This window comes from Aquimarina sp. 433 (assembly GCF_054054605.1).
Window position 1 is genome coordinate 235130 of the sequence record NZ_JBSWZK010000004.1, and the last position, 25206, is coordinate 260335.

General features: G+C 32.8%; 23 protein-coding genes. 11 read left to right on the top strand and 12 right to left on the bottom strand.

Annotation, left to right across the window (positions count from 1 at the left end; translation table 11 throughout):
* The first annotated feature begins 2 nt into the window (after positions 1-2).
* The 9 genes from ACWNT5_RS10420 (at position 3) to ACWNT5_RS10460 (ending at position 7324) form a co-directional block, all read left to right on the top strand.
* Entirely contained in the window at positions 3-425 is a 423-nt protein-coding gene (locus ACWNT5_RS10420; protein ID WP_299600610.1) for a hypothetical protein, read from the top strand.
* A 224-nt stretch (positions 426-649) separates the two neighbouring features.
* The gene (locus tag ACWNT5_RS10425; protein WP_299600607.1) at positions 650-1267 is read left to right on the top strand and encodes a hypothetical protein; all 618 of its coding nucleotides are present in this window, start codon (positions 650-652) and stop codon (positions 1265-1267) included.
* 680 nt (positions 1268-1947) lie between these two features.
* On the top strand, positions 1948-2682 hold the full coding sequence (locus tag ACWNT5_RS10430) for a hypothetical protein (RefSeq protein WP_299600605.1): 735 nt from the start codon (positions 1948-1950) through the stop codon (positions 2680-2682).
* A gap of 79 nt (positions 2683-2761) precedes the next feature.
* Positions 2762-3691 (top strand): hypothetical protein, encoded by a 930-nt coding sequence (locus ACWNT5_RS10435; RefSeq protein ID WP_456517297.1) that lies wholly within the window; start codon positions 2762-2764, stop codon positions 3689-3691.
* Positions 3692-3695: 4 nt separating this feature from the next.
* Positions 3696-4163 (top strand): hypothetical protein, encoded by a 468-nt coding sequence (locus tag ACWNT5_RS10440; protein WP_299600600.1) that lies wholly within the window; start codon positions 3696-3698, stop codon positions 4161-4163.
* Positions 4160-5428, top strand: coding sequence for a hypothetical protein (locus ACWNT5_RS10445; RefSeq protein WP_456517298.1), 1269 nt, complete (start codon positions 4160-4162; stop codon positions 5426-5428). The genes ACWNT5_RS10440 and ACWNT5_RS10445 overlap by 4 nt, the downstream gene beginning before the upstream one ends.
* Positions 5416-5730 (top strand): hypothetical protein, encoded by a 315-nt coding sequence (locus tag ACWNT5_RS10450; RefSeq protein WP_299600595.1) that lies wholly within the window; start codon positions 5416-5418, stop codon positions 5728-5730. Before ACWNT5_RS10445 ends, ACWNT5_RS10450 begins: the two co-directional genes overlap by 13 nt.
* The gene (locus ACWNT5_RS10455) at positions 5727-6191 is read left to right on the top strand and encodes a PulJ/GspJ family protein (protein ID WP_299600594.1); all 465 of its coding nucleotides are present in this window, start codon (positions 5727-5729) and stop codon (positions 6189-6191) included. The genes ACWNT5_RS10450 and ACWNT5_RS10455 overlap by 4 nt, the downstream gene beginning before the upstream one ends.
* Before the next feature lie 2 nt (positions 6192-6193).
* On the top strand, positions 6194-7324 hold the full coding sequence (locus tag ACWNT5_RS10460; protein ID WP_299600592.1) for a type II secretion system F family protein: 1131 nt from the start codon (positions 6194-6196) through the stop codon (positions 7322-7324).
* 13 nt (positions 7325-7337) lie between these two features.
* On the opposite strand, the gene ACWNT5_RS10465 is transcribed toward ACWNT5_RS10460, so the two are convergent.
* The 9 genes from ACWNT5_RS10465 to ACWNT5_RS10505 form a co-directional block, all read right to left on the bottom strand.
* Positions 7338-7790, bottom strand: a complete 453-nt coding sequence (locus tag ACWNT5_RS10465; protein ID WP_299600590.1) for a hypothetical protein — start codon at positions 7788-7790, stop codon at positions 7338-7340.
* Positions 7791-8299: 509 nt separating this feature from the next.
* The gene (locus tag ACWNT5_RS10470; RefSeq protein WP_299600587.1) at positions 8300-9202 is read right to left on the bottom strand and encodes an aldo/keto reductase; all 903 of its coding nucleotides are present in this window, start codon (positions 9200-9202) and stop codon (positions 8300-8302) included.
* Between the two features lie 38 nt (positions 9203-9240).
* A complete protein-coding gene (locus ACWNT5_RS10475; protein ID WP_456517400.1) occupies positions 9241-12087 on the bottom strand; it encodes a glycoside hydrolase family 3 N-terminal domain-containing protein in 2847 nt (948 codons plus the stop codon).
* 170 nt (positions 12088-12257) lie between these two features.
* Positions 12258-12743 carry an ABC transporter ATPase gene (locus tag ACWNT5_RS10480; RefSeq protein WP_299600583.1) on the bottom strand — a complete coding sequence of 162 codons (486 nt, stop codon included), beginning with the start codon at positions 12741-12743 and terminating at the stop codon, positions 12258-12260.
* 120 nt (positions 12744-12863) lie between these two features.
* Positions 12864-13655, bottom strand: coding sequence for a (Fe-S)-binding protein (locus tag ACWNT5_RS10485; protein ID WP_299600580.1), 792 nt, complete (start codon positions 13653-13655; stop codon positions 12864-12866).
* A gap of 57 nt (positions 13656-13712) precedes the next feature.
* Positions 13713-14159, bottom strand: a complete 447-nt coding sequence (locus tag ACWNT5_RS10490) for an LNS2 domain-containing protein (protein WP_299600578.1) — start codon at positions 14157-14159, stop codon at positions 13713-13715.
* Between the two features lie 66 nt (positions 14160-14225).
* Positions 14226-15545: a (Fe-S)-binding protein gene (locus ACWNT5_RS10495; RefSeq protein ID WP_299600576.1), complete on the bottom strand. Its 1320-nt coding sequence runs from the start codon at positions 15543-15545 to the stop codon at positions 14226-14228.
* Between the two features lie 13 nt (positions 15546-15558).
* Positions 15559-16509: an MlaD family protein gene (locus ACWNT5_RS10500; protein WP_299600574.1), complete on the bottom strand. Its 951-nt coding sequence runs from the start codon at positions 16507-16509 to the stop codon at positions 15559-15561.
* An 86-nt stretch (positions 16510-16595) separates the two neighbouring features.
* Positions 16596-17732: an N-acetylmuramoyl-L-alanine amidase family protein gene (locus ACWNT5_RS10505; protein ID WP_299600571.1), complete on the bottom strand. Its 1137-nt coding sequence runs from the start codon at positions 17730-17732 to the stop codon at positions 16596-16598.
* A gap of 199 nt (positions 17733-17931) precedes the next feature.
* On the opposite strand from ACWNT5_RS10505, the gene ACWNT5_RS10510 reads away from it, so the two are divergent.
* Both ACWNT5_RS10510 and ACWNT5_RS10515 read left to right on the top strand, forming a co-directional pair.
* Positions 17932-20712: a putative LPS assembly protein LptD gene (locus tag ACWNT5_RS10510; protein ID WP_299600569.1), complete on the top strand. Its 2781-nt coding sequence runs from the start codon at positions 17932-17934 to the stop codon at positions 20710-20712.
* A gap of 117 nt (positions 20713-20829) precedes the next feature.
* Positions 20830-21210, top strand: coding sequence for a RidA family protein (locus tag ACWNT5_RS10515; protein ID WP_299600567.1), 381 nt, complete (start codon positions 20830-20832; stop codon positions 21208-21210).
* A 73-nt stretch (positions 21211-21283) separates the two neighbouring features.
* On the opposite strand, the gene ACWNT5_RS10520 is transcribed toward ACWNT5_RS10515, so the two are convergent.
* From ACWNT5_RS10520 to pfkA, 3 genes are all read right to left on the bottom strand, one after another.
* On the bottom strand, positions 21284-23476 hold the full coding sequence (locus ACWNT5_RS10520) for an alkaline phosphatase D family protein (RefSeq protein WP_299600565.1): 2193 nt from the start codon (positions 23474-23476) through the stop codon (positions 21284-21286).
* 363 nt (positions 23477-23839) lie between these two features.
* The gene (locus tag ACWNT5_RS10525) at positions 23840-24202 is read right to left on the bottom strand and encodes a methylglyoxal synthase (protein ID WP_299602575.1); all 363 of its coding nucleotides are present in this window, start codon (positions 24200-24202) and stop codon (positions 23840-23842) included.
* Between the two features lie 7 nt (positions 24203-24209).
* Positions 24210-25196 carry a 6-phosphofructokinase gene (gene pfkA / locus ACWNT5_RS10530; RefSeq protein ID WP_299600563.1) on the bottom strand — a complete coding sequence of 329 codons (987 nt, stop codon included), beginning with the start codon at positions 25194-25196 and terminating at the stop codon, positions 24210-24212.
* Positions 25197-25206 lie beyond the last annotated feature (10 nt).

A 25206-nucleotide genomic window follows, 5' to 3' on the forward strand; every position in this document is an offset into this window, starting at 1 on the left:
TTATGAAATTTTCTCTTCTCTTTTTTCTTTTTCTTTTGTTATCCTGTAATGTAGCACCAGGAAGTTATCCTTATGCTGAGAGATATGAAATTAACTTAACAGAAACTGATATAATTCAAAAAATCAATGATTTTAAAATAAAAAATCCTGAATATCATGTCCCAAAGGAGTTTAGGATTACCGATGGAAAAAGAACTGAAAATGATCATTGGTTTCATGTTTATTTTTATTATAAAGAAAAAAACATTGTAGTAAAAACTTGGATTAGATCTAAATCAAAAGCTAAAACAATTTTTGCTTTTGTTGGAATAAAAAAATATTCTGAAAATAGTAAATGGAAAATGATCAATAAAGATTTTGACAATTTAAATAACAAAAACATTCTTGATGAATTTGAAAATAGAATTTTAAAAAATTTCAATTAACATTGAAACTACTCCAAACCTCTTGTGAGAAGTTTGTACCAGTTAACGCTAGGTAAGACATTAGGAAGAAATTAACAACAGCCACGATCTATTTTATAATAGGTTGTGGTTTTTCTTTTTCAATATTCAATATCTGTATCATAAGATGTAAAAAAGTAAATCTAAAATGGTAACATTTATCTCTCTTTTGACACTTATCTATATATCTTAAAGTAAACTAACATATGAAACATACTACACTCCTACTATCTTTAGTATTCGCTATATTTTATTCTTGTAGTCTACAAGCTCAAAAAAGTAGTGCTATACTCATTTTTAAAGATGGTACAGAACTAAAAGGATTTGGAAAAATCAAGAGTTTTGGAAAAGTAAAATTTCGAAAAACAAAAAAAGACAAAGCCAAAAAATATAAGTTTGATGAGCTCCACAGCGTGAAAATTTATGAAGGTGGTGAATTAAACACCTATGTATATAAATCCATTAAAGACAGTGAATTTCCAAAAGTTTTACAACTAATCACTGAAGGGAAAGTAACTTTATATAAAATCCATACAGAAGGATATTATGGAACCCCAAATATAGGTGCTGGAGGATTTGGTGGTACAGGAGTAGGTTTCGGTGGAGGAAATTATTATTCTATGAATAGTTACTATGTAAAAAGAGAGAATGAAGAAGAAGTAACACATTTAGGATCCACTCATCTATTCAGTAAAAACTTTAAAAAAGCTGCTTCTACCTATTTTAAGGATTGTACTTCTTTAGTCGAAAAAATACAGAACAAAGAATTCAAGAAAAGACATATCCGAGAAGTGGTAGAATATTATAACAATGATTGTCATTAAAGAAAGACGGAAGATCGAGGTGCAATGCTAGAAGTCCGAAGTTCGAAGACAAAGGCTTAAAGCTGTAAATAGAAACTGCAACTAAAAGTCTTCAAACATCTGACATCCGACATCAAACCAAAGCTGGAAGATCGAGGTCCGATGCTAGGAGTTCGAAGACCGAAGACAAAGGCTTAAAGCTGTAAATAGAAACTGCAACTAAAAGCCTTCAAACATCTGACATCCGACATCAAACCAAAGCTGGAAGATCGAGGTGCGATGCTAGAAGTCCGAAGATCGAAGACAGAAGCTTGAAGCTGAAAATAAGAATTGTAACTTAAAAGTATTCAAACATCAAACACCCGACATCAAACCAAATCTGGAAGATCGAGGTGCGATGCTAGAAGTCCGAAGCTCAAAGACAGAGGAATGAAGCTGGAAATAAGAATTGTAACTTAAAAGCATTCAAACATCAAACACCCCACATCAAACATCTGACATCCAACTCCATGTACCTAACTTCCCACACCTAATAAAAAAATTACAATTTCGTGGTAACATTTTTGGTGTAAAAGACACTATATAGTAGAAAACCATTTGTAAAAGAGTAACCATTATAATAATTGATGCCTTTTTAGTATAATTTGCTGGCTTCTCTTATCTTTGGCGGCTCATTTTGTGGTAGATACAAAACTTAATTTATGAAGTATAAAACGTTAATTGTTATAGTAATTAGTGTAGTAACCATGATCAGCTGTCGTAGCATTTCTGTAAACAAATCTGCTATGCACACAGCTACCACTACTCCAGTAGCATTAGGAGTTATTGGAATTCATGAAAATCAAATGCGTAACACTGATTTTCAAGTAACGGCAATACCCAACTATCAACAAAACATTCGCGTAGGAGTTACTCCGGTTCATTTTGATAACACAACCTACAAAGCATACCTACAAGCGTCTACACAAAATAAACAACAAATAAAATACGTTGATTCTTTAGAAAAGAAACCTAAATTTCTAAAACTGGAAATCATCGATTGGGTAGGTCTTATCTCAGAATTAGAGCAGGACTATAACCAACAAACGATTAGTTATCTAAAAAGACAAAAAGATGCTGAGATCATTGCCTCGGTATCCATGGCAGTTAATCAGCAGATTCTTTTGGAAATACAACAGGCAGAAGCTGTTTTTTTAGTAAATAAAAAGTACAAGCAATATGAACTAGCCTTGGTAAAAGATGGCAAACCACATAAATATATAGATTTTGGTAATACTACTTTATTTGGGTATCGACTATCCTATTTCTGCTGGGGCGAAAATGAAAAAAGAAGAGTATCCTTATTCGATATTGTAGATGAGAATGACCAATGTCCAAAGAATACTTATAAAAATGCAGATAAAGCGAAAGAAAACATAAATTATTTCAAACTTTAAAAGTCCATCTAGTAGCTGAATTGAGGTACTTTTCAATTCAAAATGAAAGTGAAGGCCTTTTAAAATTTTAGAAAAGCACATGAAAAAACAGATATTATATATCACGATACTACTACTCTCACTTTATAGCTGTGAAGAGATTTTATTCGAAGAAGATATCACCGATGATGTCGTTTCATTGATCGCTCCATCAGATGGTACCGAAGTAGAAAGCACTTTGCTAACCTTTAGTTGGAATACCGTAGATCATGCTACTTCCTACCGATTACAAATCGCTAGACCAACCTTCGAAAATGCCACACAAATTGTAGAAGACACTACGGTAACCACTGCAAGTTTTAGTACTACTTTAACTAAAAACAACTATCAATGGCGTGTAAGAGCTCAAAATACTGGATCGCAAACAGCATACACTACCGCAAGTTTTAGTATCATAGAAAGTGAAGATTTTTCTGCTAGAGAAGTACTATTGTCCTCTCCTGCCGATAATACAATTTCTAATAACACTGCTGTGAATTTACAATGGGAAACAGTATCAGATGCCACCGCTTATAGAGTGCAATTAATAGATGATAACGATCAGGTACTAACAGAAGAGACTACTGCTAACACCTCTATCCAAATCACCTTTCCGGAAGGAGTAACTACTTGGCAAGTCCGTGCAGAAAACGATACTCAGAACACCTTGTATTTTAGCAGAACATTGACTATTGACAGTATGAATCCTCTAAAACCTGTTACCACTGCTCCTGTCGATCAAGCGACACTAACAGATACTGCAGTGTCATTTACTTGGACAAGAGACGCTGTAGAAGGAACAACAGAATTTGATAGTATCTATATCTATAGAAATCAACAACTAACCGATTTAGTAACGAAAGATCAAGTAACCTCTCCTGCGGATATTACATTAGACGCTAGTACTACTTATTATTGGTTTATAAAAGCATTTGATGAAGCAGGTAATCAAAGTGAAGCCAGTGACACCTTTAGTTTTACTATAAATTAATAGCATGTTAAAAGGAAAAAAAGGCATATATGTATTGTTACCATTGGTGGTGTTTATCTGGGGAGCAATTATTTTTCAGGTAGTAGACGCCTTTTCAGATGATGATCCAGAAATTACTGATATCACAACAGTATCGTTTGCCAAGATAGAGGCTAAAGAACGAGAAAAGTTTGAAATTAGCAATGTAGAAAGGGATCCTTTTTTAGGTACCATATACAAACCTAAAAAAGTAGTAGCAAAACCTACCTCCATTAGAAAAAAACAGGAAGTTGTTTGGCCATCTATACAATATAAAGGGTATGTTGCTACGCAAAACAAATCTGCTACCATCTTTTTAATCGAGATCAATGGATCAGAACAACTGTTAAAAATTAATGATTCTTTTGCTGATGTTAAATTAATTAAAGGATCATCCACAATGGTGAAATTAAGGTATAAGGGCAAGAGCAAACAATTTCAAATTTTGAATTGAAAATATTTCATAAAATAAAAGCACAAGCAATGCAATTCGCATTGCTAGTTTCGGTAATCATTGCCATATTACTTAGTGCTTTTTTATTACTTACGCACGTACAGTCCTTTTTTAAAATAAAATCTCAAGAATTAATTACAGCCGTAGAATTGGCAAATCATCAATTATTAGTTTCGCTACAAACACCCGTAATATCAGAAGATACAATCCAAAATAGTGTAGATTCAAAAACCACTAAACTAATAGCCACGTACCATGGTATCTGGACAAAGACTGTATCTGATGTTATTACAAACAATAGAAAAATTAGAAAAGTTGCTTTTTCTGGTACGGCAATAGGTCTGAAGACTCCAAATGTATATATAGCAGATAAAAATGCTCCTTTAGTTATTGTGGGTTACACCCGTTTAGAAGGAAATAGCTATGTACCAACACAAGGTATAAAAGCAGGAAATATTTCTGGTAATTATTATCAGGGATCTTCTTTATATTATGGCAATGTATATCAAAGTAAAGAAACCATTCCACCACTAGATGATAAGTGGATTTCATATATAGAGTCATTTACAAATGGAGTGTTTATAGACGAAGAATTAATGGTTCCATTGGAAAAAGAAATAAAGAACTCCTTTGACAACCAACCAATGTTACTATATGACCCAACCCCGATCTTTTTAGGGAATGAAAATATTACTGGAAATATTATCATACAATCAGCTTCTAAAATTGTGGTTAGTAGTGCTGCTACATTAACAGATGTCATATTGATTGCTCCAGAAATAGTGGTACAAAATAATTTTAAAGGCAGTATTCAGGCGATTGCTACAAAAAAAATAACCATAGGAGAACGGTGTCTACTCTCCTATCCTTCTTCAGTTACACTATTTGATAAAAACGTTATACCTACTGGACAAAACAACTCCCAAAATAATCGTAACTCGGATTTTATTATTCATAAAAACACAGAGATTGAAGGTGCAGTACTATATATAAGACCAAAAGGAGAATTACAAAATCGGATAAAGTCTCACATGAAAATTGATGATCATGTTCTAATAACAGGAGAGATTTATTGTAACGGAAATATAGAATTTTCTGGTACTGTAAAAGGTTCATTGTATACCCAGCAGTTTGTGACCAAAGCATCTGGATCTATATATCTAAATCATGTGTATAATGGTAAAATTCTTAAAAATCCTATTGTCAAATATGCAGGGATTCCCTTTAAGGATACTAAAAAAACAGTAGCAAAATGGTTATATTAAAAAAAATAAGAGCTGCTACACTTATTGAGACCTTAACGGCCTCTGTACTCATCATTATTGTTTTTATGATCGCTAGTCTGAGTTTCAATAATATCTTTAGCAATCATCTACGCAGTGATCATAGTGCTATTGAAAACAGAATTAAAGAACTAGAATACAAAATCTTACATGAAAATATAACAATACCCTACACCGAAGATTTTGATGCTTGGGAAATTGAAATTATCACAAAAAACAATATCGGCATCCTACGCTATAGCAAACAAGAAAAAACATATGAAAAACAGTTAATCATCCCTTGAATACTTCTGCTCATAAAATAAAGGCTTTTACACTAACCGAAATGATGGTGGTATTAGTGATCACCGCTATTGTGGTGGGTTTAGCATTTTCTGTGTTGAGTTTAGTTCAGAAAAATATGAGAAGTATTGAAAATAATTATGAATACCAATCGCAAATACGATCCTTAGAAGTGGCATTGACTATAGATTTTAATAAATATACATCGATTCATTGGAATGCTAAAGAAAATATACTATCGTTATCCTCACCCAATAAAGAGAATCGCTATATTTTCACAAAAGATAGTGTCTACAATAATCAAGATACATTTCGATTGCAAATAAAAGACATTCAGTATTTTTTTGAAGGTAAGAAAGTGAATTCGGGATCCATTGATGCTGTCAAATTAAAATACATGAAAGCTTCTGATGTACATAGTACATTTGTATATAAATATAATGATCCAACAATATATTTCTGAATATGGGAATCAAAATACAAAATACCGATAAAGTAACATCAAAAGAAGGTTCTTTTGATATTTCAGAAATATTAACCAAAGAGATCACGCTTTTTGGAAACTCATTTAATAATAAGAAAAAAGAACAATGGTACTCAGAATTAAGTGTTTTATTAAAGTCAGGAATTGATCTAAAAAGCGGTTTAGAATTATTATCAGAAACTCAAAATAAAGAAAAGGACAAAAAACTAATGAGTACTATGCTATCGAAATTAATCGATGGAACATCTTTTTCTGAAATATTAAAAGCTGATAAAAACTTTACCGATTATGAATACTATGCCGTAAAAATTGGAGAGCAAACAGGCGAATTAGCTCAGATTACTTTAGAATTAAGTGATTTTTATAAAAGAAAAAATGATCTCCGAAGAGAAATTATTTCTGCACTAACCTACCCTGTAATTGTATTGCTTACCGCTTTGGTAGTCATATTTTTTATGTTGCGATATGTTGTTCCAATGTTTATGGACATATTTAAACAAAATAAAGTAGATCTTCCTAGTATTACAGAATCGATTATTGGTTTTTCCAATTTTGCAGGAAAAAACGGCTGGATTATCTTAGGAATTATGATCGCTATTCCTATCATTATATCGCTCATATCTAATAAGAAATGGTATCGAAAAATTATTGGAACCATACAACTTAAAATTCCAATATTGGGAAATTACGTGAAACGAATTTATATGGCACAATTTACACAAGCATTATCGTTGTTAACGTATGCCAAAGTCCCGATGGTAGATAGTATAGATCTCGTAAAAAATATGATCAACTTTTATCCGCTTCAACAAGGGCTTCATAAAACAAATCAAGAAGTAATTGCTGGTGCTAAACTAAGTGATTCCTTTGCGAAAAGCAGTATTTTCGACAAAAAGTTGATTGCAATGATTCGCGTTGCGGAAGAGACGAATCAAACAGAATTTATATTTCAAAAACTAAACGAACAATATAATCAACAGGTAAAACATCAATCACAGGTCATATCCAATGTCTTAAACCCGATACTAACGATTTTTGTGGGAATTATAGTTGGTGTAATTCTAATAGCTATGTATTTACCAATGTTTAGGTTGAGTAGTGTAATCGGATAAGATTATCAACAATTTAAGCCGACATTACACTTGTTCTAATAGAGTATTCATCTATACTTGATAGATTGCTTAGTGAATGTATTTGATCCGAAGTATTACTAATAATATCTTCATAATAAGCCAATGTCTTAGCATCAAAACCAGGAGTATCTTCAGCCGTTATTTTAAAAATATCCATTTGATAGATAAAATTATTTAAGATATGATGACTAGAAGATAGCATAGCTTTATAAATTTGAAGCTTGGCATTTTCCAATTTTATTTTTTTAATACGCCTTCTAGCATCTAAGGCCAAGAAAACACCAAAAATCAAGAAAGGCAGAATGAATTCATCAAATTTTAATTGCTCAATTTTTGAAAGTGCTATTAATATATATTGAAAAATATCTAATTCTAAGAAAACGGAAGTGAAATAAACGAAAACAGATATTGCCAATCCAATAATCGTAAGCTTGTAGTTGTTCATTATAGGGGTAAGCAGTTTAAATTAATGACGATTTGTGACTTTTATTTATACCGTATGATGTATTCATTTTCAGAATGATATCATATAAAGATCCAATGTTAAGCTCGATAAATGTACATAAAAAAATATTAAAAAAGTATTTTATCGAAAATTTATTAACAATGCATGCATAGTTATTCACAATCATAAAAAAATAGAAAGCTTGACTTTCGAGAAGAGTTTTATGGTACAAATAGAAATCAAGTAACTATATATCAATGTTTTATAAAAAAATCTGACTACGGCACACATACCCCTATGAAACCGTAGTCATTGATTTATAAGCAAAATTGTTTATTTGATTAAATGCCTACCTTTATTCATCAAAATCAATGTTTGCTATAAGTAAGTATCATTTGAAACAAAAATGTTACCCCGATTTTTCGTTTTTTTTTAATTTTTCTTTAAAATATTTTTGTGAGCATCAAAATTGGCAACAAAATTATCTAGAAAACAATAAAATAAGATGACTATGCCACTTCTTGTCCAGTAGAAGCTTCCCAAATTCGAAACCATTCTTCATCAGAAATCTGAACATGTAAGGAATCTACAGCAGATCGGATTCGATTTATTTTAGTAGATCCTATTATAGGAAGTATTCCTGAAGGATGTTTTAATAACCAAGCAGTTAATATCTGATCCGCTGAAACGTTATGTTTATTAGATAAATCACTAACAACAGTATTGATTCTTACCACACTATCCTCAGGGTTTTTAGCAAAAAACTTTCCTCCTGCTAATGTAGAATACGCCATAGGTTTTATTCCATATTGTATACATTGATCTAAAGAACCATCAACAAAAGGTGTTAGATGCAATGGTGAAATTTCTATCTGATTTGTTTGCAAAGGAAAAAAACCATGTAACATTTTAAACTGTGATGTTGTAAAATTAGAAACTCCAAAATGCAATACTTTGCCTTCAGATTTTAGCTGCTCGAAAGCTTCTGCAATTTCTGCTGGATTCATTATAGGACTAGGTCTATGAATCAATAGCATATCTATATAATCCGTTTGTAAGTTTTTTAGCGACTGTTCTACGGATTTTATAATATAATCTTTTGTAGTTTTATAAGACTTAATAAGATTATCTGGTCTATTGGGAGTTACCAACCTAATTCCGCATTTGGTAACAATCTGTATTTTTTCTCGTAATGATTTATTGTTGGCCAAAGCCTCTCCGAACAAAGCTTCTGTAGTATAATGCCCATAAATATCTGCATGATCAAAAGTAGTTACTCCAACAGAAATACAGTCTTCTATTAACTGTAACGACTGTTCTGCACTAAGATTTGCGCCCCAAGTTCCCCAATTCATGCATCCCGCAACTATTCTGGAAAATTCAGGTCCATATCCTGAAACCTTTGTTTTCATAATACTATTAATTTTAAATATTTGGTTAGTGGTTAATTTTAATAATTTATTGCCTCATAAATCAACCGCTGAATCTCGGATCGAATATCATTAGAGATTAATTTTCGATTGGCAGAATCGGGAAATGTTCTATTACTCAGGAACACATAAATTATTTCTTCATCAGGATCCGCCCAGGTAAATGTTCCGGTAAAGCCACTATGACCATAACTATTCATAGATATACAACCGCAAGTAGGCCCTATATCTCCTAACTGTGGTTTATCGAACCCCACTCCACGTCTTACTTTTTTATGACAGTAGGAACAGGTATTAAACTCTGCAATCGTTTCTGGAGAAATGTATTGTTTTCCTCCATAATACCCTCCATTTAAATACATCTGCATTATTTTAGTAACATCATTAGCATTGGCAAATAAACCTGCATGTCCACCAATTCCTCCAAACATTGCCGCACCTTGATCATGCACATATCCATGAATTATTTCTTTGCGATACGCCTGATCATTTTCGGTAGGAACAATACGCTTTTTATTGAATCTATTAATAGGAAGATATCCCATATTACTCGCTCCTATTCCTCTGTAAAAATGTTGCTGAGTTAATGCATCTAAATTATTTCCATAATGATCTTCGATAAAAGATTTCATCATATAATAAGGAAGATCACTATACTTATAACTCAGTCTTTTTCGAAGTTCACTGTCTTTGATACGTAACATCAAAGAATCTTTCATATCACTTCTTAAATACAAATTACCTGTAACTCTAATGTTAAAATCGTCAGAGCGTTTATTTCTATAGTACTTTTTATCAGGTTTAGTAGTAACGCTATCCAAGGTCTTTAGAAAAAATGGAATCCATGCTCTTAAACGAGCATAATGCGACAACATAGATCGTACTGTGATATCTTTCTTATTCGAATCTTGAAAAGAAGGTAATAATTCACCTACTCTACTATCCAATGATAGAATACCTTTATCTTTTAATTCCATAGTTAACGGTAGCGTAGCAAGAATCTTTGTCAAAGAAGCCAGATCATAAATATCAGATCCTTTGACTTTTCTAGATTTCGCATAGGTGTGGTAACCATAGTTCTTATTAAAGATTACTTTCCCTTTTCTAGCTACCATCAATTGCACTCCTGGAGTCATATTTTCTCTAAGCGCTATATTCACAACAGAATCGATACGCTGCAATTTATGGCTATTCATTCCAACCGTTTCAGGAATTCCATAAGCAAGTCGTTTTAAAGACCTTGTTTCCAAACCTGTTCCCAAAGGAAAATCCACCCCCAAACTAACCGGAAGTTTTCCTTTTGCTTCGATAGCCCCAAAAAGTAGTTGTGCTGCCTTTTCTTGAGCAACTTTACTGTTTTGATATGACATCAAAATACCCTCAAAATTTGTAGTTGTCTGTAGATCTAACATCGCATAGGGTCTAGAAAAAACACTAAGCACAGTATTATTAAGTCTAGCTATTTCGTACAACCACACAAGCTCTTTATCTTTAAACTTGTAATCTTTCCAAGGATTAGCATTTGATTTATGTAGCCCTACAATTACATAATTATAGTTCTTAAGCTGTTCTAATATCTCTGGTAATTGATTTCCCTTTACCCAATCTACTTTGGTATATTTATTTAATTCTTCTAAAAAAACTTCACCCGAATCATCACCTAAAGAAACATACGCAATTTTTTTCAGGTCTAAATTTTTTACTGGTAAAATAGCGCGCTCATTTTTTAATAAAGTCAAAGAATTCTCGACCAGTTTATGATGTAATACCTCATTAGCAATACTATTCAACTCTTCGATAAGATATTCTGATTGGATTGGTTTATAAGAATGTAAACCAACTTTATACTTAGCCATCAAAATCTTCTTAACCGAACGTGATAATCGTTTCTCGGAAATTTCTCCAGCATAGTACGCTGAAATAATTTTCTGTGATGCCAAAGGAACATCTTCGGATATTAACAAGATGTCATTCCCTGCTTTGAAAGCTGCTAGATCGATATCTCCGGGCGCTTTAAAGTCCGAAGCTCCTTTCATATTAAGAGCGTCGGTTATCACCAACCCTTCAAAATTAAGACTATCTTGTAATATATTGGTTACTACATTCTCAGAAATAGAAGATGGGTATCCAGATCTATGTTCTAAACTTGGAATATTTAAATGTGCTACCATCACACTAGACAATCCTTCTTTTATTAGTTTACGATAGGGGTATAGTTCTATACTATCTATTCTTTTTTCATCAAAATTGATTGTCGGGAGTGTTTTATGAGAATCGCTATCGGTATCGCCGTGACCAGGGAAATGCTTTGCACTTGCCAACACGCCCTCTTTTTGCATCCCTTTCATAAAAGCTAATGCCTTTTCGGTTACATTACCTTTTTCTTCTCCAAAAGAACGATTTCCGATAATAGGATTTTTGGGATTGGTATTCATATCTACCACAGGAGCAAAATTTATGTGCACTCCTAATCGCTTACAATGCTTGGCAATTTGCTGACCAGTTTCTTCAATTAAGTTGTTATCCTGAATAGCCCCCAAAGTCATATTCCAGGGAAATGCTTTTGTAGAATCCAATCGCATTGCTAATCCCCACTCAGCATCCATTCCAATCATTAAGGGTGTTTTAGAAAGCTCTTGATACTCGTTATTTAGTTTTGCCTGACGTTGAGGACCTCCTTTAGAAAATATAATTCCACCAATATGAAATTCTTGGATTAACCTTTTGATCTTATCAGTTTCTTTCTTTGGTTTAGAAGAAAAGACATCCACCATAAAAAGCTGGCCAACTTTTTCTTTCAACGTCATTTTATTGTAGATACTATCTACCCAAAATCGCTGCCGATCCTGTTCATCCTTTACAACCAATGGACTAACCGTAGTATTTCCAACAACCTCTTCTACTTGTAAAGAATCGGTTTTCTTCTCATCTAATATATCCGATACATTGAGAGTATCAGGTTGTTGCGAAAAAACGGATACTGAGAAAACAAAAACTAAAACAGAAAAATATCTTCTAAAAATACAACTCACTAATACTAATTTAAAAAACGGTTATGCCAACTATCTTTTGCTGGTACTTCCCAATCTGTTTTATATTCTGCTAAGTTTGTAACCAGATTGTTAAATACAATTGTATTAGGAGATACAGAGCGATTTTTTGCCATTTTTCTAAAATCTGTAAGAGATTTATAGGCAACAAACTCTCCCTGTTTATAAGAAACATTCATTTTATCCATTAAATCTACCTTATAATCGTTTTCTAACTTTTGAATAAAGTGAACAGAAGCATCGATAGAACATCCTGTCGCTTGATTTAGATCTTGATCTAAGGCAATGGTAATAAAACGCTTGTATTTTATATCAAAGCCAGCTTTAAGGTCTGCCCCATGGGCAGTCCATTGATTTATAAAAACCTCTAGCTTTTCTTGTATTTCTTCTAATTCTTCTTTTGTAAAAGATCTATTGGCCTGATATATCCAAACTCTCGACGTATCTGGCAATTCATTAAAATCTACTAACATCTACTTTCTTTTTATTTTATAAAATAACAAAAAGTATTCCTAATTGTTGCAACAAAAAAGAGTTAATATGAACAAACATATCAACTCTTTACTTATTTTTAGAAATCTTTAAAATTCTTTCTATAAATCTTGAGCATTTGCAATTAACTCTGCTACATCCAACACCTCTATACTATCCTCTTTTTCTTTATTCTTAACCCCATCAGTCATCATAGTATTACAAAAAGGACATCCCGCAGCGATAATATCTGGTTTTGTTTCTAAAGCATCTTCTGTTCTTTCGATATTTACATCTTTATTACCCTGTTCAGGCTCTTTAAACATCTGTGCTCCACCAGCTCCACAACACAAACCATTGCGTCTGCTTCGTTTCATTTCTGTAAGTTCTACTTCTAATTTCTTAAGTAAATCTCTTGGAGCTTCATATACATTATTAGCCCTACCCAAGTAACATGGATCGTGAAAAGTTATTCTTTTACCTTTAAACTTTCCACCTTCAACCGTTAATCGTCCTTCATCTAAAAGAGACTTAAGAAACTGCGTATGATGCATTACCTCATAATTTCCTCCCAACGCTGGGTATTCATTTTTCAAGGTATTAAAACAATGAGGACAAGCAGTAACCACTTTCTTTATTTCATAAGCATTCATTACTTCTATATTAGTAACTGCCTGCATTTGAAATAAAAACTCATTACCAGATCTTTTTGCAGGATCTCCAGTACAGCTTTCTTCAGTTCCTAATACAGCAAAGTCTACTTTGGAACTGTGAAGTAATTTTACAAAAGCTTTTGTAATCTTCTTAGCTCTATCATCAAAACTTCCAGCACATCCTACCCAAAATAAAACCTCAGGCATTTTACCTTCGGCCATATACTCTGCCATTGTTGGCACCTTTACTGCTTCACTCATATGTTTTATTATTTATATACATCGTTTTTGTTAGAAAAGATGTCTTACAAAAATTTATTAATCGTGTTTTCCATCATCAAAAACCTCGATGGTAACTACTCTCTCTACTAGCTCTGTAAATTTACCTGTATATCGAGTAGCTTTTACTAAATGATTATCTATCCAATGATAGTTCCCACCTCTTGGTTTACCCATTAATAAGCTATGGTATTTAAATCCATGCTTATTCAACCAAGTTTCTGTAACCTCTCTATGCTCTTCTGTTCTAGAAGTAAAGAAACAAATAATATGTCCTTCATCATACCACTTATTTAAGGTTGCTAAAGCATCTGGAAAAGGCTCACAAGTAACCATACGCTCTGGTTCTTCGTTAGGAACATCTTCTGTAATTGTCCCATCAATATCGATGAGATAATTTTTAATACCTTCTGGTAAAACTGGACTTATATGTTCTCCAGCTTCAATCTTTTCATGCAATAATTTCTCTACTTCTTCCTTCTTCATAATTTCTAGATTCTCTTAATTTTTAAAAGTTTTCGGTTAATAGTTATGGTTAATAATATTTAATTTTTACTCTTGACTCCAATTTAACCTGTCCATTTGGTTGAATGGCCATGGTGCTCCGTTATTTTCGATATTAGACATCATATTATTTAGGTCTGAAGGCGCAGCACTTTGCTCCATTACCAAATATCTTCTCATATCTAAAATAATAGACAATGGACTTATACTTACAGGACAAGCTTCTACACAAGCATTACAACTAGTGCAGGCCCACAATTCTTCCGTCGTGATGTAGTCATTTAATAATTGCTTCCCATCGTCTACAAAGCTACCGTTCTTATCGATATTATCTCCTACTTCCTGAAGTCGATCTCTGGTGTCCATCATAATCTTTCTAGGTGATAACTTCTTGCCAGTCTGATTTGCAGGACATTCACTGGTACAACGCCCACACTCCGTACAAGTGTAAGAATTTAACAATTGTACCCAATTTAAGTCTGTTACATCGGAGGCACCAAATTTTTCAGGCTCCCCTTCTGGTTCGTCACCCGCTGGAGCTGCAAAGGGATCTGCATTTGGATCCATCATTAACATTACCTCGTTCGTTACCGCTTCAAGGTTATCCATTTGTCCTTTAGGATTTAAATCTCCATAATACGTATTAGGAAATGCTAAAAGAATATGTAGATGTTTAGAAAAGTATAGATAATTAAGGAAAATTAAAATCCCAATAATATGCATCCACCATGCTCCTCTTTCTAAAAGAATTAAGGAACCTTCAGACATTCCATCAAATAATGGTGATATAAATTGACTTATTGGATATGCTCCTGCTTTTACGTAATGATCAGCTCCTAAGTTTTGTAATTGTAAATCTGCAGCATTCATTGTTAAAAACAGGGTCATTAGAACAACCTCGAAATACAGAATTATATTACCATCATTTTTAGGCCATCCTTTTAGCGTTTTAAATCTTCGAATATTGATAACATTTCTTCTAATCCAGAATATAAATACACTTACCAATACTAATAGGGCTAACACCTCGAATGAACCAATTAAAAAGTCATATAAACCTCCTAGAAATGCAAAAATTCTGTGTGTTCCAAAAACACCATCTATAATAATTTCCAGAACTTCGATATTAATAATGATAAAACCTAGATACACAATGATGTGTAGAATACCAGCAATTGGCCTCCTTACCATTTTGGATTGTCCCAAAGCGATACGAGCCATATTATTAAAACGTTCTTTTTTATTATCCGTTCGATCTACATCCTTACCCAATTTTATATTACGAATAAGTTTACGAACGTTTTTTGCAAAATATCCTATTCCAGCGATTAGGATGATTACAAAAACGATATTTGGAATATATTGCATAGTTTAGTGATAGTTAGTTTATTGAATCTGCCGGTTTTACATAAGGTTTATTCTTTTTACCAAAAACCGAAATATTTACATATCTAGTAGGATTTAATCTAAGATCTTGAAGTAGTAATTCTAGTTCTTTACTAGCTCTATCTAAATTGTTATAAAGCTGATCATCCTTTAGTAGCTTCCCTGCTGTTCCTTTTCCAACTTCTAAATCTTTAGAAATTTTATCAAAATTTGCTAATACCGCATCTAAATCATTCACCAATTTACCAATATTTACTTTTGATAATGAATCTGAGAATTGATTTAAATTAGTAGACATCTTATCTAGATTAGAAAGGGTAGTATTTAACTTATCTTCATTACCAGATAAAATATTATTTAAGGATCCTGAAGCTCCCTTGAAGTTTCGAACAGTAATACTTAAATCTTTAAATATAGAATTTAGATTGTTTTTATTATCTACAGATAAAATTCCATTTACAGAAGTTAATAACGTATCTGCGTCTTTAATTGCTGATTCAAGCTTTAATTGTAAAGGAGTAAGTTGCTCATTTACCAATTCTAGTAAACCAGCTTTTACTCTTCCTGGCAAGGTATCTCTATCTTTTGCTTCTTTTCCTACTTCGTAAATTGGGTTAATAGCTAAAGACTTACCTCCAATTAGATCGCCACCATATACCATAGCTTCACTATTTCTGGAAAAAGAAAAATCGCTACTTACATTAAATTCTACAATAAGGTTACCTTTGGTATCTGCGAAATTGATAGAAACAACCTTTCCTACAACTAATCCATTGATGGTTACTGGAGAGGAAGGTATTAGTCCCTCCACATTATCATATACCGCGTAAAATGTTCGATCAGATTCTAAAAGGTTCTTTCCTTTTAAAAAACTATATCCAAAAATCAGAAGGGCTATAGCAGATAATGCTAAAATTCCAGTTTTAACTTCTCGAGTAAATTTCAAAATAGCATATATTTAGGACACAAATTTAGAATAAAAAATATACTTCCAAAGATTATTAACGAACGATTTATCAGTATTTATTTAGATTAATTCGATGAAGTATTAGTTTTCAGGGCTTCACTTAACGGAATTATCTCGTTATCCTTAAATGCAACAACAAAACAAGAGGTATATCCCTTAGCAACAGCTACATCTTTTAACTCCTTGATTAAATTATAATTAGGTGTATTTCCAAAGTAATATTTATAAACCTCTCCAAATTGAATTTTTGATAACTGATCCAGTCCATTGAAATTTTTTGGATCTAAAACTACATCGTTTGAGCCTGCTTCAATTTGCACTTTAAATGTTATTCCATCATATAATTCTTCATCAACTGCTTTTACTATAGTATCATTGGTGACTACCTCTGGAGTTTTTGGTTCTGGAACATAATAGGTTTCATCCAGACTATCCTTGTAATCAACTATAGACTTAATGATCGATTTTGCCATATCATCTTGTCCTTTTTTAGAATTTAGATATTTGCCTTCTTTATCATTTGTTAAAAAACCTAGCTCCACTAATACACTTGGCATATATGTCTGATGTAATACTACAAAACCAGCTTGTTTTACTCCTCTACTCTTTCTTTTTAAAGTATTCGTAAATCTTTTTTCTATATAACTCGCCAAAATTAAACTTTGATCCAGATATTCTTCTTGCATAAGCGTAAGCCCTATAATGGATTCAGGAGAATTAGGATCAAAACCATCGTAATTCGCCTCATAATTGTCTTCCATCAAAATAACGGAGTTCTCTTTTTTGGCTACGTTAAAATTTTCATCATTGGCATGCAACCCCAAAACAAAAGTTTCTGTCCCATATGCTTGAGACCTATGAGAATTGCAGTGAATAGAAACAAAAAGATCAGCTTTTGCTTTATTAGCAATCCTTCCTCTTTCATGAAGTTCGATAAATTTGTCTGTCTTTCTTGTGTATACTACTTTAAAACGATCGTCTTTTTCTAATGCAGCTCCTACAGCTAAGACCACTTTTAATGCAATATCTTTTTCCTTATATCCATTCCCTCTATTTCCTGGATCATCACCTCCATGACCAGCATCTAAAGCCACGATAAACTTTTCTGTATTCGAATCAGAAGTTCTGGACATCAAAGCAAATCCAGAGGACACCATAATTAGTGCTACAGATACAATGCTATATATAATTTTCTTTTTCATAATTATCAAAATTATCCCTTAGCTTGAAACATTCCCAAATTGTTTCCGTATTTAGTATAATAATTCTAAAATCACAAGGTTAATGATCTTGGAATTTAATCGACATAGTTTCTTAAAAAATAACATTAGAGTATCGTATTTGATAGAAATATTTATTTTTTTCTCAATTACAATCTCTACATAAAAAATATATGTAATTTTGGCACTTCAAAAACTAAGCCATAGTTTTACAAAAATAGGATATAAACCATTGCAAACAACGGTACGTAACATACTTTATTCACTAAGTTTTTCACTATTTTGTATTTGTTATACAACTGCACAAGAGTTTGATAAAACGACAAAGAAACCTATTCAATCTCCAAAGGATTCTATTGCCCTATCTAAAAAAGATATCGAACCCAAGACAGAACTCCTTGAAAATGAAAAAGATCAGGATACCGTAAAGAAAGATAGCGTTGTGGAACCTCCGCAATTGTTAACCGATAAAGTTACTTACAAATCCAAAGATTATATGAGACTAAGTCGTAGAGAAAACAAAATGTATCTCTACAACGAAGCAGAAATTATCTATGGAGAAATGCAAATAAATGCTGGATTGATCATCGTAGACAATTCCAAAAACGAGGTATATGCCTATGGCATTAAGGATTCTGTAGGAGATTATACACAAACCCCAGTTTTTAAGCAAGCACAAAATGTAGTTGAACCTGATTCTATTCGATTTAATTTTGATACAGAAAAAGCACTTATTTACAATTCTAGGACCAAACAAGGTGAAATGAACGTAAAAGGTGAAGTTTCTAAAAGAGTTAATGATTCTGTTATATACATGAGTAACGTAAAATTTACTACTGCAGAAGATGTAGATAATGCAGATTATTACTTCTATGCCAGAAGAATCAAACTTGTACCAAAAAAGAAAATTGTAACAGGATTGGTAAATATGTTTATCGCAGATGTACCAACTCCTTTAGGATTACCTTTTGGTTATTTCCCTTTACAAGAAAAAAGAACTTCAGGATTTATTATTCCAAGTTATGGTGAAGAAAATAACAGAGGATATTTTCTACAAAATGGTGGATATTATTTTGCGATAAGTGATTATGCAGATCTTACGGTCACCGGTGATTATTATACAAATGGAAGTTATACATTATTAGCCGAAACATCGTATGCTGTTCGCTACAAGTATAGAGGTAATCTGAGATTTCGGTTTGAGAATAACCTAACTAGCGAACGAGGTTTTCCTGACTTTGCCCAGAGAACTACCTATAACATCCAATGGACACATTCGCAGGATGCCAAATCCAATCCGAACTCTAGATTTTCGGCATCTGTAAATTTTGGTAGTAGTGACTTCTTCCAACAGTCCACCAATCAGTTAAATACAGGAAATTTCTTGAATAACCAGTTGAGTTCATCCATCTCCTATTCCAAAACTTTTCAGGGAGATCCTCAGGTAAATTTAAATGTTGCAGCAAATCACAACTCTAATACAAATACACAAGAAGTTAACCTATCGCTACCTAATGTTAATGCAAGTGTTTCAAGGATATTTCCTTTTGCTCCAAAAGTTGGTGTAAAAAAAGGTATTATTCAAAATATCAACACCCAGTATAATTTTAGAGGTGAGAACCGTATTACTACCAATGATGATGATTTGTTTACTGGAGATATGTTTAACGATGCTAGAATTGGAATGCAACATTCTATTCCGATTAGTACCAACTTTAAAATCTTTAAGTATTTAAGTGCTACTATGGGTACAAGTTTCCAAGAAAATTGGGTGTTCGAAACCATAGAGCAAAGTTACGATCCAGATGCTAATGACGGCGCTGGAGAGGTGGTTAGAGATACTATTGCAGGTTTTGATGCTTTTAGAACCTACAACTTCTCTGCTAGTTTAGGAACTACGATTTACGGAACATTTAATTTTAAGAAAGACAAAAAGATACAAGCTATTCGTCATACTATGAGGCCAAGTGTTAGCTATAGTATTAATCCAGCCTTTGATCAATTTTATGACGAATATACGATTACAGATAATCCTGCAACTTTGGATATTGATGAGGAAGAAGTAGTAGAGTACTCTAGATTCGAAGGTGGATTCTTTGGTGCACCTAGTAATACTTTTTCAAGTAGTATTGGTTTTTCTTTAAGTAATAACTTAGAAGCCAAAGTGCGGAGTAAAGACACTACAGATCTCGAACCTAAGAAAGTGGTTTTGCTTAATAACTTAAACTTTAGAACCGCATACAATATTGCTGGTGACTCTTTACAATTAAGTCCCCTATCAATTACTGGAAACATTCCTATAATTCAGAATAAGTTAGACATTAACTTTAGTGCAGAACTGGATCCATATGCATTAGATAATAATAATCGTAAAATTGATGTTTGGAATATTGATAATGGAGGTAGTCTTTTTAGATTAACCAGAGCTAGTGCAAATTTTGGATATTCTTTTTCTAGTAAAGATTTTGAAAAAGGCCAAACGAATGAAGATCCGCTCACAAACCAGACCTTACAAAATGGTGGGCGACCAGATAATTTGTTTGGAGGAGGAACAGATTTTAGAGAAGAACAAAGTTATCGTCAAAAAAGTAAGGATACTGAGAAAAAGGATGTACAAAATTATAATTACAAAATTCCCTGGTCTTTACGACTATCTTACACTGTCAACTATAGTAATAATGCTCGACAAAATGAGATATCCTCCCACTCGATTATGTTTTCTGGAGATGTAGAGTTAGCTCCTAAATGGACCGTTGGAGTTTCATCTGGGTATGATCTAAAAAATCCTGGTTTTACTTTTACTAACTTAAGATTTCAGAGAGATTTGGATAGTTGGAATCTTAGTTTCAATTGGATTCCGTTTAGTGAAAGAACTTCTTGGAACTTTTTCATAGGAATTTCTTCTTCTGTTCTAAGTGATATCAAATACGATAAACGTAGAGAACCAGACAGGCAGCTTTAGGTTTGAGGTTTGAGGTTTGAGGTTTGAGGTTTGAGGTTTGAGGTTTGAGGTTTGAGGTTTGAGGAAATTATTTGAAAATATTACAAAATCAAAATAAACAATAACACTTTACATATCATGAAAAAAATCATCACGACTTCCAAAGCACCTGCTCCCATTGGACCTTACAGTCAAGCTATTCTAAACGGAAATACCTTATATACTTCTGGTCAGATAGCTATTAATCCTACTTCTGGAGAATTGGTTACGAATGATATCAAAAAAGAAGCAGAACAGGTAATGCAAAACCTTAAAGCCATTTTGGATGAGGTGGATATGACTTTTGAAAATGTTATTAAGACAACAATTTTTTTAAGTGATATGAATAACTTTTCGAAAGTAAATGAGGTATACGGAAGTTATTTTAACGAAGATACTGCTCCAGCTAGAGAAACAGTGGCTGTAGCTGCACTACCAAAATTCGTAAATGTTGAAATTTCTGTAATTGCTGTAAAATAAGACCTCAATTGAATCAAATATAAAAGCCTAAGTTTATTCAACTTAGGCTTTTAATTTATAAGAGATACGTGGTTTATTTTATTATAACATTTCGAGTAGCTTTTGTATTATCACTTTCTATAGAAAGTATATAGCTACCGGTTTTCAATCCGTCAACATCAAATGATAGATTATAAATCCCTTTTTGAAGTTCCTGTTCCTGTAACTTTTGAACCAATCTCCCCTGAATATCAAACAAATTAATAATCACCTTACCCTCGGAATTCATAATATAATGAACATTCCCTCTATCAAAAATGGGGTTTGGGTATACTCCCATGACAACGAATTTTTCATTAATACTTCCTGAAGGCAATTCATGCTTTGTAGTAGTTTCCTTTTGCGTTTCTCTGGTATTTAGTGCTATCGCAGCCTGAGAAGTTCTTCTTACTTTACAATCATTAGAATTTACATACCAGCTACGAGATCTATTTTCTTGTGCTATTGGTCTTGAAACATCATTCGTATCAAACCAATCAGCCTGTACTCTATTTTCTCTTACATCAAGCACATAATATCCATGATTATCTAAATCAACATCTTTTATATGTCTGTTTAACAACCGTACATAAAATTCTGATAATCCCGAAGCAACTCCACCAATAAAATCCAAATTAGTAGAAGTAACACTAGGAACTACAAACTCGCACATTTCGCAATTGCCCTTATAACGTACTTCACCAACAAAAGTACTATGTATATCTCCTGTTAGTACAATTACATTGTTAATGTTGTTAGTATTAATAAATTCTAAAAGTTGTTCTCTCTCCTCCTGATATCCATCCCAAGCATCGTTAGAAGGAACACCATTCCAAGGCATAACCATTACCTGATTACCAATAATTCTCCATTTTGCAGAAGAGCTTTGTAATTGATTTTTTAACCACAGAAATTGTTCTGATCCTAATATGGATTTATAAGACTCTTTATTAGACTTTGATAGTTCATTTTCTCTATATTTTGTTCCTTTCTGTAGTAATTGCTCTAAAGCAAAGGTTGATTTCTTATCTAAACTTCCTTTTTGCAAAACTTGATTCACGAAACCATCAATTACCTGCTCGAACTCCTCGGCATTTAGAGCTTTTTCATTTTTAGATTTCTCACCGCTATCTAAAGAAACATTCAAGATCATTGGTAACACTTCTTTTAATACTTCTTTTAATTCCTCTTCTTTGGTAAGATCCTTTTTAGCAATTACATTTTGTGCAAAAGTTTTAAATGCATCGTTAGAAGCGGCAGCACTAATAAGGTTTTTAGAAGAATTTACTTGCGTATCTCTTCCTTCTATTCTAGTGTCTAACATAATTAAATCCATTAACTTACCATAAGATATCTTTCTGTACAGTCTGTATTCTTCAATGGAATTAGCTCTTACTGGCATCCATTCAAAATATGCTTTGAAAGCATTATTTTTTCTTGCTTCCCAATCACCTTCTGAAGATGAGGAATGATTTTCCGCTCCAAATTTATTTGCATCATTCGCAAACTCATGATCATCCCATATATTTATAAATGCATGTTGTTGATGTACATTACGTAACATTGGATCTAATTTGTAATAAGAGTGACGTACTCTATAATCATCTAAAGTAATTATTTCATTTTCGGGCACATGACCTCGGTTAATTTCATTACTATAACCATATCCTCCTGATTCATATTCATAAATATAGTCTCCTAGATGTATTACAGCATCTAAATCTGTTCTACTTGCAATTTGATTGTATGCATTAAAATATCCATTTTGATAATTTGAACACGATACTACAGCAAATCTTAAGTTATCAACTAAATCCTCTTGTGCGGGAGCAGTTCTGGTTTTTCCTATAATAGATTTTGCACCTAAAGATTCGAACTGATAATAATACGTCATATATGGCTCCAAACCGATCGCATCAACTTTCACCGTATAATCTTTTGATTGACTGGTATTTGTAGAACCCTGTTGTACAATTTGATTCATCTGAGGATCTTTGGCTATTTTCCAATCTACTTGTACATTATTCTCATTGGTAGTAACTCTTGTCCAAATAATAACAGAGTTTTCTAAAGGGTCACCTGATGCAACACCGTGATAAAATGGTGCTAACGAAGGATTAAAATAATCAGACACATCGCCTACATTTACAGTTCGCTCTATTTTAGTAAGAACCGTATTTATTTGTTGAGCGTAAAAGCAATGTGTACATAAAAATAAAAAGATTAGGTTTTTAAGATTTGATTTCATGTAAAGCTATATTTAGTTGTTAGTTTTTCGCGAAAATATGCGAATGAGCAAACAAAAAATCAACGTGATTCTTTTTTAATCAAACCTTAAAATGGATAATGAATATTTTAATTTAACGCTTATTAATTAACTATGATTTTAAATCATTCTCTAAACAAAATACTATTTTATAATAATAATCAACAAAACACTTCTATTCTATAAAATTTAAAATTTGTATTTCCATAGTACTTTTAAAGAAAAAAGAAAAAATCCTGTAGAGCTTTTATTAATCTTACTAAAACTAACTAATATTTGAAAAGAATCTACTTTGCATTCTAGAAGATATGAGAATTACAAGAACAATGTATCTATCACTTATCTTTACAACCCTTTAAGTAATAATTCTGCAGTAGATGGGTTTGTAGCTAACGGAACATCATATACATCACAAAGTCTCATTAACATAAAAATATCTGGTTCGTGAGGGTGTTTGGCTAAAGGATCCCTAAAAAAAATGACCATATGTATATTCTTCTCGGCAACACCTGCTGCAATCTGCGCATCTCCACCAAGAGGACCAGAAAGTAATGCTTCTACATTAAAACCAGCTTTTTTTGCTTTTTCTCCTGTTGTTCCAGTAGAAACAAGTTTAATTTTTTTAGAATCTAATATTTCTCGATGTTCGTTAAGAAACTGTACCATATCGGCTTTCTTACCATCGTGAGCGATTATAGCTATTGTCATCATAAATTTATACAGAAAGTATATCCGAAATTCGTAATAATTCCTTGTTAATGCTGTGATCTTCTTTCAGACCATCATCAAAATTAGTGGCTACAATCTCGTTGTTAATCAATCCTACCATTACGTTCTTTTCTCCATCAAGTAATAACTCGACTGCCTTAACACAGAGTCTACTGGCTAAAGTTCTATCAAAACAAGTTGGAGATCCTCCACGCTGCATATGACCTAAAACGGTTACTCTTACGTCATAATCAGGCATGTTTTCGGTAACATAGTCTGCTAGTTCATATACATTCTTTCCTATCTTATCTCCTTCACTTACCACTACAATACTGGAAGATTTTCCAGATCTTTTACTTCTTTTTAATGACTCTAGCATCCTATCTAGCCCAAGATCCTCTTCTGGGATAAGGATTTCTTCTGCTCCAGCTCCTACACCACTATTTAATGCTATAAAACCAGCATCACGTCCCATTACCTCGATAAAAAACAGTCTATCATGAGAACTTGCCGTATCTCTAATTTTATCAATAGCTTCTACTACGGTATTTAAAGCCGTATCATATCCAATGGTAAAATTAGTTCCTGCAATATCATTATCAATGGTTCCTGGAACTCCAATTACCGGAATATCATATTCTTCACTAAAAACTTGTCCACCTTTAAAAGTTCCATCACCGCCAATGAGTACCATAGCATCTACACCTGCTTTTTTTAAGTTTTCTGCAGCTTTTTTTCTCCCTTCTGGTGTTCTAAACTCCGAAGACCTTGCGGATTTCAGAATCGTTCCTCCTGTACTTATAATATTGCGAACACTTCTGGCATTCATCTCACAAAAATCATTTTCGATCATGCCTTGATAGCCTCTGTAAAAGCCAATACATTTTACATTGTAATAAGAGCAAGCTCTTGCTACTGCTCTAATTGCTGCATTCATTCCTGGAGAATCACCTCCTGAAGTCATTACGCCTATTGTCCGAATTTCTTTAGCCATCTATCGTAGG